Origin of the sequence: Acinetobacter sp. WU_MDCI_Abxd143 (assembly GCF_025514195.1) — a bacterium.
Classification (GTDB): Bacteria; Pseudomonadota; Gammaproteobacteria; order Pseudomonadales; family Moraxellaceae; genus Acinetobacter; species Acinetobacter pittii_H.
This window is the reverse complement of the sequence record NZ_JAHPTH010000008.1, coordinates 120,933-139,117: the sequence shown is the minus strand read 5'-3', so window position 1 is coordinate 139,117 and position 18,185 is coordinate 120,933. Positions and strand designations below refer to the sequence as shown.

18 protein-coding genes are annotated in these 18,185 nt (G+C 38.8%); 11 read left to right on the top strand and 7 right to left on the bottom strand.

Features of this window, described 5'->3' with window-relative positions; translation table 11 throughout:
- Nucleotides 1–47 precede the first annotated feature (47 nt).
- From KTI79_RS14395 to pilG, 4 genes are read right to left on the bottom strand one after another with little or no spacing between them, the layout of a single operon-like run.
- Nucleotides 48–2,126, bottom strand: a complete 2,079-nt coding sequence (locus KTI79_RS14395) for a methyl-accepting chemotaxis protein (RefSeq protein ID WP_032056411.1) — start codon at nt 2,124–2,126, stop codon at nt 48–50.
- A 42-nt stretch (nt 2,127–2,168) separates the two neighbouring features.
- Nucleotides 2,169–2,705 carry a chemotaxis protein CheW gene (locus KTI79_RS14390; RefSeq protein WP_002116439.1) on the bottom strand — a complete coding sequence of 179 codons (537 nt, stop codon included), beginning with the start codon at nt 2,703–2,705 and terminating at the stop codon, nt 2,169–2,171.
- A gap of 60 nt (nt 2,706–2,765) precedes the next feature.
- Nucleotides 2,766–3,128, bottom strand: a complete 363-nt coding sequence (locus KTI79_RS14385; RefSeq protein WP_002116220.1) for a PleD family two-component system response regulator — start codon at nt 3,126–3,128, stop codon at nt 2,766–2,768.
- A 23-nt stretch (nt 3,129–3,151) separates the two neighbouring features.
- On the bottom strand, nt 3,152–3,535 hold the full coding sequence (gene pilG / locus KTI79_RS14380) for a twitching motility response regulator PilG (RefSeq protein ID WP_032056413.1): 384 nt from the start codon (nt 3,533–3,535) through the stop codon (nt 3,152–3,154).
- 284 nt (nt 3,536–3,819) lie between these two features.
- On the opposite strand from pilG, the gene KTI79_RS14375 reads away from it, so the two are divergent.
- From KTI79_RS14375 to KTI79_RS14360, 4 genes are all read left to right on the top strand, one after another.
- Nucleotides 3,820–4,458, top strand: coding sequence for a hypothetical protein (locus tag KTI79_RS14375; RefSeq protein WP_032056415.1), 639 nt, complete (start codon nt 3,820–3,822; stop codon nt 4,456–4,458).
- Between the two features lie 68 nt (nt 4,459–4,526).
- Complete coding sequence (locus KTI79_RS14370; protein ID WP_079284448.1) at nt 4,527–5,636, top strand: efflux RND transporter periplasmic adaptor subunit; 1,110 nt, start codon at nt 4,527–4,529, stop codon at nt 5,634–5,636.
- A gap of 15 nt (nt 5,637–5,651) precedes the next feature.
- A complete protein-coding gene (locus tag KTI79_RS14365; RefSeq protein ID WP_032056420.1) occupies nt 5,652–8,750 on the top strand; it encodes an efflux RND transporter permease subunit in 3,099 nt (1,032 codons plus the stop codon).
- A gap of 58 nt (nt 8,751–8,808) precedes the next feature.
- Nucleotides 8,809–10,524, top strand: coding sequence for a proline--tRNA ligase (locus KTI79_RS14360; RefSeq protein WP_032056422.1), 1,716 nt, complete (start codon nt 8,809–8,811; stop codon nt 10,522–10,524).
- Nucleotides 10,525–10,578: 54 nt separating this feature from the next.
- Here KTI79_RS14360 and KTI79_RS14355 read toward each other — a convergent pair whose 3' ends face one another.
- The 3 genes from KTI79_RS14355 to KTI79_RS14345 form a co-directional block, all read right to left on the bottom strand.
- The gene (locus tag KTI79_RS14355) at nt 10,579–10,920 is read right to left on the bottom strand and encodes a YegP family protein (protein WP_002116533.1); all 342 of its coding nucleotides are present in this window, start codon (nt 10,918–10,920) and stop codon (nt 10,579–10,581) included.
- Nucleotides 10,921–11,131: 211 nt separating this feature from the next.
- The gene (locus KTI79_RS14350; RefSeq protein WP_032055296.1) at nt 11,132–11,476 is read right to left on the bottom strand and encodes a zinc ribbon domain-containing protein YjdM; all 345 of its coding nucleotides are present in this window, start codon (nt 11,474–11,476) and stop codon (nt 11,132–11,134) included.
- Nucleotides 11,477–11,566: 90 nt separating this feature from the next.
- Nucleotides 11,567–11,923 carry a DUF488 domain-containing protein gene (locus tag KTI79_RS14345; RefSeq protein ID WP_014207564.1) on the bottom strand — a complete coding sequence of 119 codons (357 nt, stop codon included), beginning with the start codon at nt 11,921–11,923 and terminating at the stop codon, nt 11,567–11,569.
- 173 nt (nt 11,924–12,096) lie between these two features.
- On the opposite strand from KTI79_RS14345, the gene rutD reads away from it, so the two are divergent.
- The 7 genes from rutD to rutG all read left to right on the top strand — a co-directional run bounded on the left by rutD (nt 12,097) and on the right by rutG (nt 18,184).
- A complete protein-coding gene (gene rutD / locus KTI79_RS14340; RefSeq protein WP_086265184.1) occupies nt 12,097–12,903 on the top strand; it encodes a pyrimidine utilization protein D in 807 nt (268 codons plus the stop codon).
- Complete coding sequence (locus KTI79_RS14335) at nt 12,900–13,487, top strand: malonic semialdehyde reductase (RefSeq protein WP_086265185.1); 588 nt, start codon at nt 12,900–12,902, stop codon at nt 13,485–13,487. Before rutD ends, KTI79_RS14335 begins: the two co-directional genes overlap by 4 nt.
- 358 nt (nt 13,488–13,845) lie before the next feature.
- On the top strand, nt 13,846–14,964 hold the full coding sequence (rutA, locus tag KTI79_RS14330; protein ID WP_086265186.1) for a pyrimidine utilization protein A: 1,119 nt from the start codon (nt 13,846–13,848) through the stop codon (nt 14,962–14,964).
- Nucleotides 14,961–15,713, top strand: coding sequence for a pyrimidine utilization protein B (rutB, locus tag KTI79_RS14325; protein WP_068612103.1), 753 nt, complete (start codon nt 14,961–14,963; stop codon nt 15,711–15,713). Before rutA ends, rutB begins: the two co-directional genes overlap by 4 nt.
- A gap of 46 nt (nt 15,714–15,759) precedes the next feature.
- Complete coding sequence (gene rutC / locus KTI79_RS14320; protein WP_002116077.1) at nt 15,760–16,143, top strand: pyrimidine utilization protein C; 384 nt, start codon at nt 15,760–15,762, stop codon at nt 16,141–16,143.
- A gap of 66 nt (nt 16,144–16,209) precedes the next feature.
- Nucleotides 16,210–16,800: an NADH-dependent FMN reductase RutF gene (gene rutF, locus KTI79_RS14315; protein ID WP_086265187.1), complete on the top strand. Its 591-nt coding sequence runs from the start codon at nt 16,210–16,212 to the stop codon at nt 16,798–16,800.
- Between the two features lie 31 nt (nt 16,801–16,831).
- On the top strand, nt 16,832–18,184 hold the full coding sequence (rutG, locus tag KTI79_RS14310) for a pyrimidine utilization transport protein G (protein ID WP_068612099.1): 1,353 nt from the start codon (nt 16,832–16,834) through the stop codon (nt 18,182–18,184).
- Nucleotide 18,185 lies beyond the last annotated feature (1 nt).

Sequence of the window (18,185 nt, the reverse complement as noted above, 5' to 3'; positions counted from 1 at the left end):
TTTTAGAAGAATAGCGATTATAGGAACAGCTATTCTCATCCCCCAATTTAATCAGGTAATTTAAAGTCCGTTACCGATTCACGTAATGACTCAGCCATGTTTGCTAATTCAGAAACAGAGCGCGCTGTATCGAAAGTTGCAGTGGTCGTTTGTGAAGTAATTTCTTGTACGACTGTCATGGTGGTCGCAATGTGGCTGGCAGATGCAGATTGAAGTTTTGCTGCATCAGAAATGCTAGCAATTAAGTTTGCCAAGTCACCCGATACTTTTTGAATTTCATCCAAGGCAATACCCGCGTCTTTTGCCAAGTTTGCACCACGCACAACTTCAGTAGTGGTTTGTTCCATCGAAATAACAGCTTCATTTGTATCTGTCTGAATTGTTTTAACCAGAGTTTCGATCTGCTTTGTTGCGGATGCTGAACGTTCTGCAAGACGCTGTACTTCGTCAGCAACCACGGCGAAACCACGACCTGCTTCACCAGCCATAGATGCTTGAATTGCTGCGTTTAATGCAAGAATGTTAGTTTGGTCGGCAATATCATTAATGAGCGATACGATGTTACCAATTTCTTGTGAAGACTCACCCAATCGCTTAATACGTTTAGACGTTTCTTGAATCTGTTCACGGATTGTGTCCATACCTTCAATTGAACGGTTTACCACTTGCGCACCATTAGAGGCAATTTGTACCGAACGTTCTGCTACCTCAGCAGATTCAGATGCATTTGAAGATACTTGGTCAATCGATTGCGCCATTTCATTCATTGCTGTTGATGCACCAGCAATTTCTTGAGCCTGATGCTCAGACGCCTCTGCTAATTGGTTCGTAATACTCTGCGTATCTTGTGTATAGCGAGCAACCTCTTGAGAGGTTTCATGAATACGGGATACAAGGTCACGTAGTTGGTCAATCGCAAAGTTAATCGAGTCGGCAATCGCCCCCGTAAAATCCTCAGATACAGTTGCATATGAACGTAAGTCACCATCTGCAAGATCGGCGATTTCATCCAGTAAACGTAAAATCGCGTTTTGGTTACGGTCATATTCGTCTTGTAATCGAGTAACACGTTGTTTATCCATCACACTACGTAATGTGATCAATTTAAATACAGAGAAGATTAAGCCTGCTAAAGAACTGATTAGCACCGCGCCTAACAATAAAGTAAGCCAGTTCTTTCTTGCTACATCAGATAAATGCCCCAAGTTATCTAACATCACATCTGATTTAGAGAAGATCTGAGAAGATGCCTGACGAACATTGACAATCTGGTTACCATTTTTTAATACCGTGGCAGCAGCAGATTTTAATACTTTGTCATATTCAGATTTAATACTTTCTAATGATTCACGTAAAGCTGGATCTGCAATACGATCAACACCCAATTCAGCATTACCATTAAGTTCAGCATTTAAATACGTACCAAACGTATCAATGTCTACACCAAAATCGCTAGTCGATACATTACCATCAGTACCACTTAATACCGAGTTAATAGAACGTAAAATACGTTCGGCAATAAACACCTGGTTTTTAGCAATAATTACCTGACTACTTGGCAAACCTTGACGCGCCATTTGGTCAACCATCAAGTTATATTCTGCCTGAATCTCAGGAACGGTTTCGCTAATAGAGATGTTGGTGTCATATAGCTGGTTAAGGACTTTTTGATGTGCTGAAATCAAATCGATGTTTTTTGAAAGTTCAGTCCACATAACTTGAACTTTTTGATATTCATCAGTCGATTTACCGTGAATATTTTCAATCTCAAGTAAGTTTTCATTAAAGTCTTTTTGAGACTGCTGTAGCTTGGTGATTGCCTCTTGAGAGCCAGACTCAGTTGCTTCAGTTGCTTGTTTAGAAATCGTTTGAGATAACAAACGTAACTCACCTAGACTTCGAATTAACTGGTTATGACGTGGTACGTTATAGAACAGATAGGCTAGAGAAACTAATGCAAGCACAAAACATAAAAATGCTGCATATAGGATTGGCTTGGACTTTTCACTTTCCCCAAATAAACTGGCAAACTGCTCAATTTTTGACTGGATTGTTGCAATAAAATTGACACCCGATTTTTCGGACGCAACCCGACTACTGCCTTTCTTTTTAAGCTTAAAGCCCATAGCTTTTCCCCAGAAAAATACTCTGTTTTCACAGCGTAAAAATTAGTTTATAAATTTTGTCGATGCATTCATGTAATGTGGGTTTTGCAATAAACGACTAAATAAAAAAACATGCCAATGCTGGTTATGTTGATGAAAATAACCTTGGCAATATTCTTTTAGATTTTCCTCTAAGTCTAAGCTTTGAGAAAAAAAGCTTTTTTTATTAAAGTGCTGAATCCCCAAAACCTGATCCACGACCAACCCCACATACTGGTCGCGATGGCTAATACACAATACTTTTTGAGTTGACGAAAATGAACTTCGTTGCCCTAAAATAAAATGCGCCAAATCAGACACTGAAAGTAGTCTTCCTCGAATATTTGCCAATCCCTTTACCCAACTTTGGGTATTTGGAACTGGTGTATATTTTGGTGGATAGATTACTTCTGACACTTCCCCAAGTGGTGCGACGAAGTATTGCCCTCTCATTTCAAAAGCAATTCCTGACCATCGCTGTGCTTCATTTTGAACTGAAGCGTAATTCTTATTACCCCGTTTAGACAAACGAAGTAACTCGATAAATCCATTCGCTGCCATACTCGATCCTATAAAACGGGTACAAAATGCCCGTTATTTATGTTTTTATGGATGGATGAGTTAATTTAGAAATTGTTTAATTACATCAATCAATTGATTTTCTTCGATTGGCTTAATCAAATAATCGATTGCTCCTTGACGCTTGCCCCATACACGGTCAGTTGCCTGATCTTTAGTACTCACAATAACAACAGGGATATGCTTAGTGTCTTCATCACGGGTAATCTGACGTGTTGCCTGAAAACCATTTACACCCGGCATTACAACATCCATCAATACAAGATCTGGTTGCTCTGCCTTAGCAAGAGTTACACCATCTGCACCATTTGATGCTTCAAGCACGTCATAACCATGTTTGGTTAGGATTTCTTTAAAACGGAAAGTTTCTGTTGGTGAATCATCTACAATGAGAATACGTGCCATTTTTTTTGCCCTCAAATTATTAGTTATGAATTTACATGATTACGAATCGCATTTAACAATTCATCTTTGCTAAAAGGTTTCGTCAAGTATTCATCTGAACCTACCACACGCCCTTTTGCCTGATCAAATAAACCATCTTTACTAGAGAGCATGATAACGGGAATGTTCTGATAATTTTGAGAGTTTTTTATCAAAGCACAAGTTTGATAACCATCTAAACGAGGCATCATGATATCGACAAAAACAATATCCGGATTTGCTTCTGCAATTTTGGACAAAGCTTCAAATCCATCCACAGCAGTAATCACTTCACAGCCTTCACGCTGTAATAAGGTTTCCGCTGTACGGCGAATGGTTTTTGAGTCATCAATCACCATTACTTTCAGATTTTGGAATGCATCTTCCATTTAATCTTCCATCCCCATAAAAATAAAATATAAATGCAATTTAACTTAAATTTGTTTTTACACATTTATACGCATTTTTAACATATCTCACCTTCTATTTTCAATGAGGCATTTTTGTCTACTTTCTCATTTATAAACAATAACTTTTAACCTCATCACACTTTAATTAAAATTATCATTTTTTTTATAATGACTATATTTTTATTCAGCTAAATAATAATTAATATAATAAAGATTAAATATTTAAAAATAAGCGACTTAGCTATCTTTTTTGGGGATTTTCAATGAATCACAGGATGAAATATGCCTTTTACAGGAACTGTTTGTCTGTATCTATAGGCATTATTTCCTTCGGATCACTCTTTTTCTTAACCTTTAGTGTTGCTATTGCCGATACATCTAAAGCGGTTTGGTATCGTTATTATGATCAACATGGTATTGCCAATATTAGTACATCGGTCACACCTGCTCATATTCGTTATGGTTATGAAGCTCTAGATCGTAATATGCAAGTGATAAAAAGAAACCATTCTTATAATGCTGAAGCTGATTTAAATCAATCAAGTCAGCGGGCATTATTGGCGCGACATAAAGAACAAGATATCAAATTAAAAAAAGCTTATAGCAATAGTAAGACAGCTTCGATTAAAAGAGATCAGGCATTAGTGTCTATAAAAAAGCAAATTAATTATCAGCAGGAACAACTTAATCAATTACAACAAGACAAAATTTTATTTAAGCGTCAGGAAATGGAGTATTTCAGAAAAGGAGAACCGATTCCTGAGCGTCATAAGACGTTGATTGAAAACAATCTAAATAATATTAATCGGGTTAAACAAACACTTGAAACACTTTCCAAGACCTATAACCGAACCAACCATGAGTATGAAAATATTATCGATCGTTTAAAAAAGCTTGAATAACTGCAAAGGTTTATCAAGAATAGGGGCAAAATAAAATTTGAATTATAGGATGATGCTGTATGCACACAATGCATCTCACCCCTTCTACTTTTTTTAAACTGAGTATTATTAGTTTATGTTTAATTTTAGCTGCATGTAATCAGCAAGAAACAACTCAAACCTCAGCCTCAGCTCCTGTAAAAATTGAGCTTATTCCTCAAGACCTTATTGCAGTTAAACAAGGAGCACTTGACTCCCAAACTGCATTTACAGGAACTATTCGTGCGGTTCAACAAAGTTCCATTCAGGCGCAAGTAAGCGCAACAGCGACGAATGTCACTGCAAATGTCGGCCAACAGGTACAAAAAGGTCAAGTTCTGGTGAGATTGAATAATCAGGACAATGTTGCACGATTAGCGCAAGCACGCGCCAACCTTGCATCGGCTCAGTCACAAGCTGAACTTGCTCGTAATTTGATGAACCGAAAACAAAGATTATTTAATCAAGGTTTTATTGCTCGTGTCGAGTTTGAACAAAGTCAGGTTGACTATAAAGGCCAGCTTGAAAGTGTAAAAGCACAACAAGCAAATGTTGATATTGCTAAAAAAGCGGATCAAGACGGAATTATTACTAGTCCAATTTCAGGTGTGATTACTAAACGCCAAGTTGAACCCGGTCAAACTGTTTCAGTTGGACAAACACTATTTGAAATCGTCAATCCAGATCAGCTTGAAATACAGGCCAAGTTGCCAATTGAACAGCAATCTGCGCTTAAAGTAGGTAGCAATATTCAATATCAGATTCAGGGCAATTCTAAACAATTAAATGCTACGCTTACTCGCATTTCACCTGTTGCCGATCAAGACAGTCGACAAATTGAGTTTTTTGCTGCTCCTAAAGAAAAAATTGATTCGTTAAGTATTGGAGCTTTCATTAATGGAAATATTTTGCGCAATGACACTCATCAAGGCCAAACTATTCCTTTAGATAGTATTCAAAATATACAACATGACCCGTTTGTATGGGTGATACGCAATCACACCATTCAAAAAGTTAAAATTCGGGTGGTTGAACAGCGTTATAACGACAATATTGCTTTAGTCGAAGGTTTAAAAAGCACAGATCTGGTCAGCCGTATTCAATTTGAAGATTCCGACATTAATAAAAAAGTGACGGTTACAACCGAAAAAAATAAATAAGGTAGCAAATAGCGTATGTGGTTTACTCGAATCAGTGTGAAATACCCCGTTTTTACTATTATGATGATGCTCAGCTTAATGGTACTCGGGTTGGCATCTTGGAAACGTATGACTGTCGAAGAGTTTCCAAATATAGATTTCCCTTTCGTAGTAGTCACTACACAATATGCGGGTGCGTCGCCTGAGGCTGTTGAGTCAGATATTACAAAAAAACTTGAAGATCAAATCAATACAATTTCAGGAATTAAACAAATTACTTCACGCTCAAGTGAAGGTCTTTCAATGGTGATTGCTGAGTTTAATCTTGATACTTCTTCGGCGATTGCTGCTCAGGATGTTCGTGACAAAATTGCACCCGTCACAGCGCAGTTCCGTGATGAAATTGATACACCGATTGTGCAACGCTATGATCCCTCTTCTAGCCCAATCATGTCAGTCGTATTTGAATCAAACAGCATGAGTTTGGCTCAATTAAGTTCGTATGTAGATAAAAAAATTGTACCTCAGCTTAAAACGGTTTCAGGTGTCGGTAATGTGAATTTATTGGGCGACGCTAAGCGGCAAATACGAATAAAGGTTATTCCTGCACAATTGCAAAGCTACGGCATTGGTATTGATCAGGTCATTAACACGCTAAAAAATGAAAATATTGAAGTGCCTGCAGGGACCTTACAGCAAAAAAATTCTGAACTGGTTGTACAGATTCAATCAAAAGTTATTCATCCCCTTGCATTTGGTGATTTGGTCATTGCCAATAAAAATGGTTCACCCATTTTTTTAAAGCAAGTGGCAACTGTTGAGGACACACAAGCCGAACTACAATCGAGTGCCTTTTATAATGGAAGAACTGCGGTCTCTGTCGATATCTTAAAAAGTTCCGATGCCAATGTAATTAAAGTCGTCGATCAGACTTATGAAACGTTAGAGAAATTAAAAGATCAAATGCCTGCGGGCTTAGATTACAAAGTCGTAGCTGATAGTTCTAAAGGTATTCGCGCTTCAATCAAAGATGTTGTTCGAACCATTATTGAAGGTGCTGCTTTAGCGGTTCTCATTGTTTTACTCTTTTTAGGCTCTTTCCGCTCTACAGTTATTACCGGTTTAACCTTACCGATTACATTACTCGGAACCTTAACTTTTATTTGGGCTTTCGGGTTTAGCATTAACATGATGACGCTGTTAGCTTTATCGCTCAGTATTGGTTTACTCATTGATGATGCAATTGTAGTTCGGGAAAATATTGTCAGACATACTGAACTGGGCAAAGACCATGTAACCGCTGCTCTTGAAGGGACAAAAGAAATTGGTTTAGCTGTACTCGCAACCACGCTTACTATTGTGGCAGTCTTTCTACCCGTAGCCTTCATGGGTGGTCTGATTGGACGCTTCTTTTATCAATTTGGTGTAACGGTCAGTACGGCTGTTTTAATTTCAATGTTTATTAGCTTTACGCTCGACCCAATGCTTTCAGCTCATTGGAAAGATCCTGTAAAGAAAAAAGATAATTGGCTACAACGTTTTTTTAACCATATTTCTAATTTGTTAGATCGGCTTACTCATGTTTATGAAAAGCTATTAAAGCTTGCTCTACGCTTCCGTTTCATTACAGTCATTGTTGCAATCGCTTCATTATTTGCTGCATTAGGCCTGTCTAAACTCATCGGGACCGAATTTGTACCTACACCAGATAAAGGTGAAGTCCGTATCCAGTTCGAGACTCCTGTAGATTCTTCTTTAGAATATACCCAAGCCAAATTACATCAGGTCGATCAAATTATTAGACAATTCCCCGATGTCGTTTCTACTTATGGCGTGGTTAACAGTGAAGTAGACTCTGGTAAAAATCATGCTGGTTTAGGGGTGACCTTAAAGCCAAAACAAGAACGTAGCTCAGATCTGAATACACTCAATAATGAATTCCGTGATCGTTTGCAAACTGTAGCGGGTATTCGGGTAACTTCTGTTGCCGCAGCACAAGACTCTGTCTCTGGCGGACAAAAGCCAATCATGATTTCTATTAAAGGATCTGACCTAAATGAACTACAAAAAATTTCAGATCGTTTTATCGCTGAGATGGAAAAAATTAAAGGCGTAGTTGATTTAGAAAGCTCATTGAAAGAACCTAAACCGACTTTAGGTGTTCATATTAATCGCGTGCTAGCAAGTGATTTGGGCTTATCTGTTTCCCAAATTGCGAATGCCATTCGACCATTAATTGCGGGCGATAATGTCACCACTTGGGAAGATCGTGACGGCGAAACTTATGATGTGAATTTACGTTTAAATGAAAATAAACGTATGCTTCCGCAAGATGTACAAAATTTATATATCAACTCTAATAAAACCAATGCAGCTGGAAAAAATATATTAGTTCCATTGAGTGCCGTCGCAACGACCGAAGAAAAGCTTGGGGCTTCGCAAATTAACAGACGTGACCTTGAACGTGAGGTTCTTATTGAGGCAAATACCTCAGGGCGCCCGAGTGGAGATATTGGCCAAGATATCGATAAAATGCAAAAGGCGTTTAAGCTACCTGCGGGCTATACATTTGATACGCAAGGGGCAAATGCAGACATGGCAGAATCTGCAGGATACGCATTAACTGCTATTACCTTATCGATTGTATTTATTTATATCGTGTTAGGTTCTCAGTTCAATAGCTTTATTCATCCAGCAGCAATTATGGCGTCTTTACCCTTGTCATTGATTGGTGTTTTTCTTGCCCTATTCTTGTTCCAAAGCACGCTAAATCTGTTTTCGATTATTGGTATTATCATGCTGATGGGGCTTGTCACTAAAAATGCGATTTTGCTGATCGATTTTATTAAGAAAGCGATGGATCAGGGTGTGAGCCGTTATGACGCTATTTTACAAGCTGGTAAGACCCGTTTACGTCCAATTTTGATGACCACAAGTGCTATGGTGATGGGGATGGTTCCCTTAGCTTTAGGTCTCGGCGAAGGCGGTGAGCAAAGCGCACCAATGGCTCACGCTGTTATTGGTGGTGTGATAACCTCTACTCTGTTGACTCTTGTGGTTGTACCCGTCATTTTCACTTATCTGGATGACTTGAAAAACTTTATGCTGCGTCAAACACGACGATTCATGTCATAATGCAGCGATTATCGTATAATCTGCGTTTTTATAACGCTTAACTTTTAGGACTTTTTCCATGCGCGCAAGCCGCTTTTTATTTGCAACGTTGAGAGAAACCCCAAATGATGCTGAAGTGATTTCACACCAGCTCATGTTACGTGCGGGGATGATTCGTAAATTGGCATCTGGTTTATATACATGGCTGCCGATGGGAACACGTGTGCTTAAAAAAGTAGATGCGATTGTTCGTGAAGAAATGAACCGTTCAGGCGCAATGGAAGTATTCATGCCCGTGACTCAACCCGCAAGTCTTTGGGAAGAATCAGGTCGATATGAACAATATGGCCCTGAGTTATTACGTTTTAAAGATCGTCATACGAACCCATTTGTACTTGGGCCAACGCATGAAGAAGTTATTACGGATATGGCACGTAACGAATTAAAAAGTTATAAGCAGCTTCCTGTAAATTTCTATCAAATTCAAACTAAATTCCGTGATGAAATCCGTCCACGTTTTGGTGTAATGCGTTCACGTGAGTTCATCATGAAAGATGCTTATTCTTTCCATGCAACTCAAGAATCATTACAAGAAACTTATGATGTGATGTACGACACTTATAGCCGTATTTTCACTCGCTTAGGTTTGGATTTCCGTCCAGTTCAAGCAGATACAGGCTCTATTGGTGGTTCAGCTTCACACGAATTCCATGTATTGGCTGCTAGTGGTGAAGATGACATCGCATTTTCAACTGAATCTGATTATGCGGCAAACGTTGAAATGGCTGAGGCTATTTTAGTTGGTGAACGCGCAGCGCCGACACAAGAACTAAAATTGGTTGAAACACCAAACCAAAAAACAATTGATGATGTATGCCAATTCTTAAATGCTGATCCAAAGCAATCTGTTAAAGCATTATTGGTTCAAGGCGTTGCTGATGAAAAAGGTAATATTCCTGTCGTTGCTCTATTTGTACGTGGTGACCACGAACTTAATGAGATTAAAGCTGAGAAGCATCCTTTAGTTGCTGCGCCTCTTACTTTTGCAACTGAAGAACAACTCCAAGCATTTGGTTTAACTGCTGGCTTTACAGGTCCACAAGGTTTAGTCGAAAAAGGCTTAACTGTAATTGTTGACCGTGCTGCATCTGTTCTTTCTGACTTCGTTGCTGGAGCAAATGAAGCTGACAAACATGCGGTTGGCGTAAACTGGGAACGTGACGCGCAAATTAGCGAAGTTTTTGACTTACGTAATGTCGTTGAAGGCGATCCATCTCCAGATGGCAAAGGTACACTACAAATTAAACGTGGTATCGAAGTAGGTCATATTTTCCAGCTTGGTACTAAATACTCTGAAGCTCTAGGCTGTAAAGTTCTCGGTGAAGATGGTAAACCATTTACAGTAACTATGGGATGCTACGGTATTGGTGTAACACGTGTTGTTGCAGCTGCAATTGAACAAAACTACGATGACAAAGGTATTATCTGGCCACAAGCGATTGCACCTTTTGAAATTGCAATTGTTCCAATGAATGCGCACAAATCACCGCGTACTCTTGAAGCAGCAGAGTCTCTTTATGCAGAACTTCAAGCTCAAGGTTTTGATGTGTTACTTGATGATCGTAACGAACGCCCAGGCGTTAAATTCTCTGACCTTGAATTAATGGGTATTCCACACCGTATTGTGATTGGTGAAAAAGGTCTTGATGCGGGTACTTTTGAATATAAAGGCCGTCGCGATGCTGAAGCGAGCAATTTAACTAAAGAAGAACTTTTAGCTAAGTTAGCGCGTTAATAAATACCTAAATAAAAAAGCAGCTTTTCGAAGCTGCTTTTTTTAACTCAATTTTTATGCCTGAACTGTTAAGTCTTTGATATTGGTTGATGAACCATTATTTTTAACCGACTCAATACCTTTATCACGTGAAGCTTCGCTCGCATAGAACTGGCTCGTGCCAATAATCTGATGATTTGCAGCTTTTAAATTGAAATAAGGTTTCCCATTCTTTGCAGTTAAACGCTCATATCGGGCATCATCACCACTATTTTTCTGAATTGATTCAATACCATTTACAGCAGAGGCTTTTGCCTTATATAGCTCGCTATTTAAAATAGGTTCACCATTACCTGCCTTTAAAATAAAGCGATATTGTCCATCACTCGCTTGTGAAATTTCGTACCATCCTGCCATAAAAACCTCATTTTTTTGTTGGTGTGGGTATGACTTTCGTTATTATTCTGGACGAAAGTTATTTGTTATTAATGACAATATAAAGGCGTAAATATTCCTTGAACAGTCCATTTTTTATACTTTTTCGTAATAAAATTATAATGATGTTGGGAATTTAAAAAGCAGAGATATAGACATATATCTCTGCTGAATTGTAATAATAATTAACAGTTTAAGCTTTTTTTACAAATTCAGATTTTAGTTTCATCTGACCAATACCATCAATTTTGCAATCAATATTGTGGCCATCACTTGCCTCTGGCACTAGACGAATCGTTTTTACCTTCGTACCTACTTTAACGACTGAAGAAGAGCCTTTAATTTTTAAGTCTTTAATTACAGTGACACTATCACCATCTGCCAAGACGTTTCCATTCGCATCTTTAATGATTTCTTGTTCTTCAGTTGCTGATACTTCGCCCTCTTTCCACTCATGTGAACATTCGGGACAAATCAATAAGTCGCCATCTTGGTAAGTATAGTCTGATTGGCATTTTGGGCAGTTTGGCAAAGACATGAAAAAAATCTCAAAAAGTATATTATGCGAGAAATGACTCATTTTTTAAAGTTTTAAATAATAGACTTTTACCAAAAAAAAATTTATATATTATTTTAAGTTTTTACTTAATAAATATTCCTTCAAAATAATTGCGTGATTGTTTTCAACATCTTTGGCTGAATATAAAAGTGTGATCGTATTCTTCAATGCGATTTGTTGTAGCTCTTGAACTGCGGAATTGGTCTCAAGCTCTTTTAAATAGCGCTGTTTAAACTCCTGCCAATGATCTGGTGTTGCAGCATGAAACCATTTTCTAAGCTCGGTCGATGGTGCTATTTCTTTTAGCCACAAATCTAAGTGGGCATTCTCCTTACTAATTCCCCTACTCCATAAACGGTCAACCAAAATTCGCTTTCCATCACTAGGCTCTGCATTTTCATAAATTCTTTTAATATGTATATCCATTTCTGACACCTACTCAGCTCAATCTAAATATCATTGGCTTAATCATCCCATTGATTTGCCTTCCTCTACAATCTAAATCTTTTGCGCTAAATATTGTCCAATTTGCCATTACTGATTAATTCAGGCATATAAATTGCTTTTGAGTTTTTCATTATTTTATCAAATGGTAAAAAATGAAATATTATATTTATCCGTGTTCATCTCAAAAAGATGCCCCTTATTTGATTTTCTCATCTGGGTTAGGTGGTCATGCTAGTTTTTGGAGCCCACAACTTGAATCGTTGAGTACGCATTTCAACATCGTGACTTATGACCAAGAAGGCTGTCACCAAGACAGTGCTTTATTACCTGCACACTACCATATGTGTGACATGGCAAATCAAGTACTACACTTATTAGAACATCTTCAAATTCATGAATTCCATATGATCGGGCATGCTTTAGGCGGCATCATCGGAATGGAGCTAGCAAAACAACTACAATCCAGCTCAATTACCATGCTCAGCCTGACACTGATTAATGCGTGGGATGAGCTAGATGCACATACACAAAAATGTTTTGATGCCCGTATCGCATTATTAGTGTCAGCAGGTGCTGAAGCCTATGTGCGTGCACAGGCATTATTTCTGTATCCTCCAGCATGGATTTCTCAGAATCATAGCCACATTAAAAATACCGAAGATATTCAACTCCAAAACTTTCCACCTAAGACAAATGTATTTGCACGACTCAAAGCATTGATGCGTTTTCAATTACAAGCAGAGCACTTACAAGCATTGCAAGACACCGCAATTCATATCGTTGCCAATCAAGATGATTTTTTAGTTCCAGTACATAAATCACAGGATCTTTTTACCAAACTCGCTCATGGTCAACTCTGCATTTTACCCTCTGGTGCCCATGCTTCCACAGTGACCGAATCTCAACGACTAAATCAAACTTTCATTCAATTTTTCCATAACATTAAGGCCTTATCATGAATGCAAAAACATTAAATATTTTAGATCAACTCTTTTTAGAAGCTAGAACCCATAGCACGTGGTTAGATAAAGCGGTCAGCACTGAGCAAATTCAACAAATTTATGATCTGGTCAAAATGGCGCCGACTTCTGCCAACTGTAGTCCTGCTCGTTTTGTCTTTTTAACAACACTTGAAGCTAAACAAAAACTCAAGACAGCATTGTCGTCTGGCAATGTAGAAAAGACGATGACAGCTCCTGTCACTGTTTTGGTTGCAACCGATGCAAGATTTTATGACAAACTGCCAGAACTATTTCCTTATGCCGATGCAAAATCATGGTTTACATCAAGTGAAGCCGTAGCACATGAAACTGCTTTTCGTAATAGTTCATTACAAGCTGCATATTTAATTATGGCATGTCGTAGTTTAGGTTTAGATACGGGTCCAATGTCTGGTTTTGATGCGAAACAAGTTGATGAGCTATTTTTTTCAGGCACAAATCATCATATTAATCTCATCATTAACATCGGCTATGGCGACCCTCAAAAAGTTTATACTCGCCTTCCCCGTTTAAATTTTGAAGAGGCTTGTCGAGTGGAATGAGTTAAATACATAACACCCTCTTCAATCTCAAAAGAGAAATACTTTAGTTCTACACGGCGACTTCAATGTCGCCTTTTTTATTCTGCTGTTTTAGAACATTGGATGTCATGCACATTCCAAAAATAAAATTGATCAAATGATGCACAATGAAGCAAGTTAGTTCCTCCTTGGTGCACAATCGCATTATTCTTTACCATTTGATAAAAATTATACCAAACAATAAATTCAATACATTGATAAATATATAAATATTAAAGTTGGCACAAGCTATGCATTATTAAAAGTACAACCAAGCACTGAAAATTATATCGTTTATAGCTTTCAGTTCGACTTCCTAAACTCACGATGGGGAATCAAGATGAAGATCGGCGTTTTTTGTCCAATTGGAAATAATGGCTGGCTGCTTTCAGAAAATGCACCGCAATATAAACCTACCTTTGAATTAAACAAACAAATTGTACAGCGTGCTGAACACTACGGTTTTGACTTTGCCCTTTCCATGATTAAGTTACGTGGTTTTGGCGGAAAAACTGAGTTTTGGGACTATAACCTTGAAACATTTACCCTCATGGCAGGTCTCGCCGCTGTCACCACTAAAATCCAAATTTATGCAACCGCTGCAACACTAGTCATGCCTCCTGCAATTGTGGCACGTATGGCATCGACCATAGATTCGATTTCCAACGGTCGCTTTGGACTAAACGTCGTAACCGGATGGCAAATGCCTGAATATTCCCAAATGGGTATGTGGCCTGGCGATGAATATTTTGCTAAACGCTATGATTACTTATCTGAATATGTCGAAGTTTTACGTGAACTTTGGGCAACTGGGAAGTCAGACCTAAAAGGCGAGTTCTTCCAGATGAATGATTGTCAGGTCAAACCACAGCCTCAAGCTGATATGAAAATTATCTGTGCAGGACAGTCTGATGCTGGTTTAGCTTTTTCCGCAAAATATGCTGACTACAACTTTGTTTTCGGAAAAGGTTTAAACACACCGACAGCCTATGCCGAAATTAATGATCGCTTAAAAGTTCAAACCGACAAAACTGGACGCAATGTACAGACCTATGTGTTGTTTATGGTAATTGCTGCCGAAACAGATGAAGCTGCAATGCAGAAGTGGCAACACTATAACGACGGTGCGGACATGGAAGCTATTCGTTGGCTACAAGACCAAGGTGCAAAAGATAAAGTGTCTGGCACTGACACCAATATTCGTCACATGGCCTCTAGCGTTTCTCCCGTCAATATCAATATGGGCACCATTGTTGGCTCTTTTAAAAATGTCGCAAAAATGCTCGATCAAATTTCCGAGATTAAAGGGACAGAGGGAATTTTGTTGACCTTTGATGACTTTGTACAAGGCGTAGAAGATTTTGGTCAACGCATTCAACCGCTCATGAAATGTCGTGAAAGTGTCGTTACCGAACTGACAAAGCAAGCCGAACCAACTGTTTTGGAGAAAAGCGCATGAATGAAATGTCTAATATTGTATGTGCAGAATTCACGGCACAGATTGGTACAGGCAAAGTATTAAAAGCCGAACCTGAACATATTCAACTAGCAGCAGAACAAACCGCGCTTGTTGTCATTGATATGCAAAATGCTTACACCTCTTTGGGTGGGTATTTAGATTTAGCAGGTTTTGATGTCTCAAAGACTAAGCCTGTAGTCGAAAATATTAAAAAGGCGATCGATGCTGCACATAGTGCAGGGATTCAGGTCATCTATTTTCAAAATGGTTGGGATAAAAACTACGTCGAAGCTGGTGGTTTAGGTTCACCAAATTTTCATAAATCCAATGCTTTAAAAACCATGCGTAAACAGCCTGAGTTACAAGGCCAACTTTTATCTAAAGGTGGTTGGGACTTTGCTTTAATTGATGAGTTACAACCACTTCCACAAGACATCATTATTGAAAAGCCACGTTATAGCGGTTTCTTTAACACCGCGCTCGACAGCATTTTACGTGCTCGTGGCATTCGTAATTTGGTCTTTGTAGGTATTGCCACCAATGTCTGTGTCGAGTCGACCTTACGTGATGGTTTCTTTTTGGAATATTTCGGTGTTGCACTTAAAGATGCTTGCTATCAAGCCGGACCTCAAGAGGCTCACGACGCAGCGCTATATAACATTAAAACTTTTTTTGGCTGGGTATCTGACACCAATAGTTTCATTGAAACCTTTAGTTCGGCATCAACATTGCTACAGCAATCTGCCTAATTCATACATTTAATTTTATCTAAAATTTTTTGATTTGGAGCATTTTATGTCTAAACAAGTTGTTATCCCTGAAGGAACATCGGCACCACTTGCACCCTATGTTCCTGCAACCAAAGCGGACAATATTGTGTATGTCTCAGGCACATTGGCTTTTGATGAAAATAATAATGTGGTTTGTATTGGTGATGCTGCAGGACAGACTCGCCATATTTTAGAAACAATCAAAAAAGTGATTGAAACTGCGGGTGGCACCATGGATGACGTAACGTTCAATTCCATTTTCATTAAAGATTGGGCGGACTATACCGCAGTGAATACGGTATATGCCGAATACTTTCCGGGTGACAAACCTGCTCGCTTTTGTATCCAGTGCGGCTTGGTGAAACCCGATGCCTTAATTGAAATTGCATCGATTGCCCATGTGGGATAAACGATGTCACTGATAAAAACCTTAAGCATCATAACTGATGTGATGTTTTAGCCTCGATTCATTGTAATGATCATGCATTGGGGTTGGAGAGCAATCATGCAAAAAAGAGAAGAGAAACAGGTTTTAACTCCATCTGCTATTCAGCAGGTTCAAACATGCTCAACACACTTAGAAGTAGATCAGCATACTTTTAGACAAGGCATGGCCAATCTTGGAGCAGCAGTGAATGTCATCACGACGGATGGACCTGCAGGGCAAGCTGGTTTTACAGCATCCGCTGTATGCAGTGTAACTGATACACCACCGACACTATTGGTTTGCCTCAACCGCTCAGCATCAGTTTTTAATACTTTTAAACAAAACAAGGTGCTTTGTGTCAATACTTTAGCTGCCCATCAAAGTACCCTATCTACAATATTCGGCGGAAAAACACCAATGCCAGAACGCTTTGCTCATGGGGAATGGAGCAAGCTAATCACTGGTTCTCCGATTTTGAATGAGGCCTTGGTGTCATTTGATTGTGAAATTGTACAAAGCATGAGTATCGGTAGTCATGATGTCTTGTTTTGTTCGGTCAAAGCAATGAAACACCAAAGTGGGCTTAATGCACTTATGTACTTCAACCGCAATTATTGCGAATTACAAACAGCATGCTAATGCAGATAAAAAATGAAAAAGAGGATCTGTTATGCGAACACAAGAATCTTGGTTTCCTAAATTTAAGCCGCACACCGGTAATTTAGAAACTCCCGTACAAATTGATGAATATCTTCCTCCCGGTAAAAGTATTGTTTTGGGGTTACAACATGCTTTTGCGATGTTCGGAGCAACTGTTTTAGCCCCGTTACTCATGGGCTTTGATCCGAACCTTACCATTTTTATTACTGGTATTGGCACTATCTTGTTCTTTTTAATTACAGGTGGGCGTATGCCTAGCTATCTCGGATCAAGCTTCGCCTTTATTGGTGCAGTCGCAGCAGCGACAGGCTATGCAGGGGTTGGATCAAATCCAAATTTAGCTGTGGCGCTGGGCGGTACAATCATTTGCGGTTTGATTTATGCATGCATCGGTTTAATTGTCATGAAAACTGGAACTGCATGGATTGAAAAACTCATGCCACCCGTGGTCACTGGTGCAATTGTCATGATTATTGGTTTAAACCTTGCACCTGTAACAATCAAAAGCGTTTCGACAAATAGCTTTGACACGTGGATGGCAGTCATTACCATTTTATGTATTAGTGCCGTTGCTGTTTTTACAAGAGGTATGATTCGTCGCCTTCTATTACTCATCGGGCTCATCAGTGCTTATTTTATTTATTTTCTACTCACTAATATCTTAGGGTTAGGCAAACCCATCGATTTTAATGCAATCAGTCAAGCTGCATGGTTTGGCCTACCCACTTTTCACTCACCTGTTTTTAATGCCAAAGCTATTTTATTGATTGCACCTGTTGCGCTTATTTTAGTCGCTGAAAACTTGGGACATTTTAAAGCGGTTTCTGCCATGACAGAACGTAATTTATCGCCATATATGGGTCGTGCTTTTTTTGCAGATGGCATCTGTACAAGTTTATCAGCTTCTGTTGGTGGTACAGGCATGACGACTTATGCTGAAAATATTGGGGTAATGGCTGTAACTAAAGTCTATTCAACGACTATTTTTGTGGTTGCGGGACTATTTGCAATCCTACTCGGTCTATCCCCTAAATTTGGAGCAATTATTAGTACCATTCCTGTTGCTTTATTAGGCGGTGCGTCGATTGTTGTCTTTGGCTTAATTACTGTTGCTGGAGCAAAAATTTGGATCGATAACAAAGTTGATTTCACTAAAAATAGTACTTTAATTATTGCAGCAGTCAGTCTCATTATGGGTGCTGGCAATTTAAGTCTACATATTGGGCCATTTGACTTAGGAGGTATTGGAACTGCGACACTTGCAGCAATTGTTCTTAACCTATTACTCAACAGAACGGAAAAATCCGAAAATCAATCTATTGAAAAATCAGTAGAACCGCTTAATTCTGTCCCGCATCTCTAGT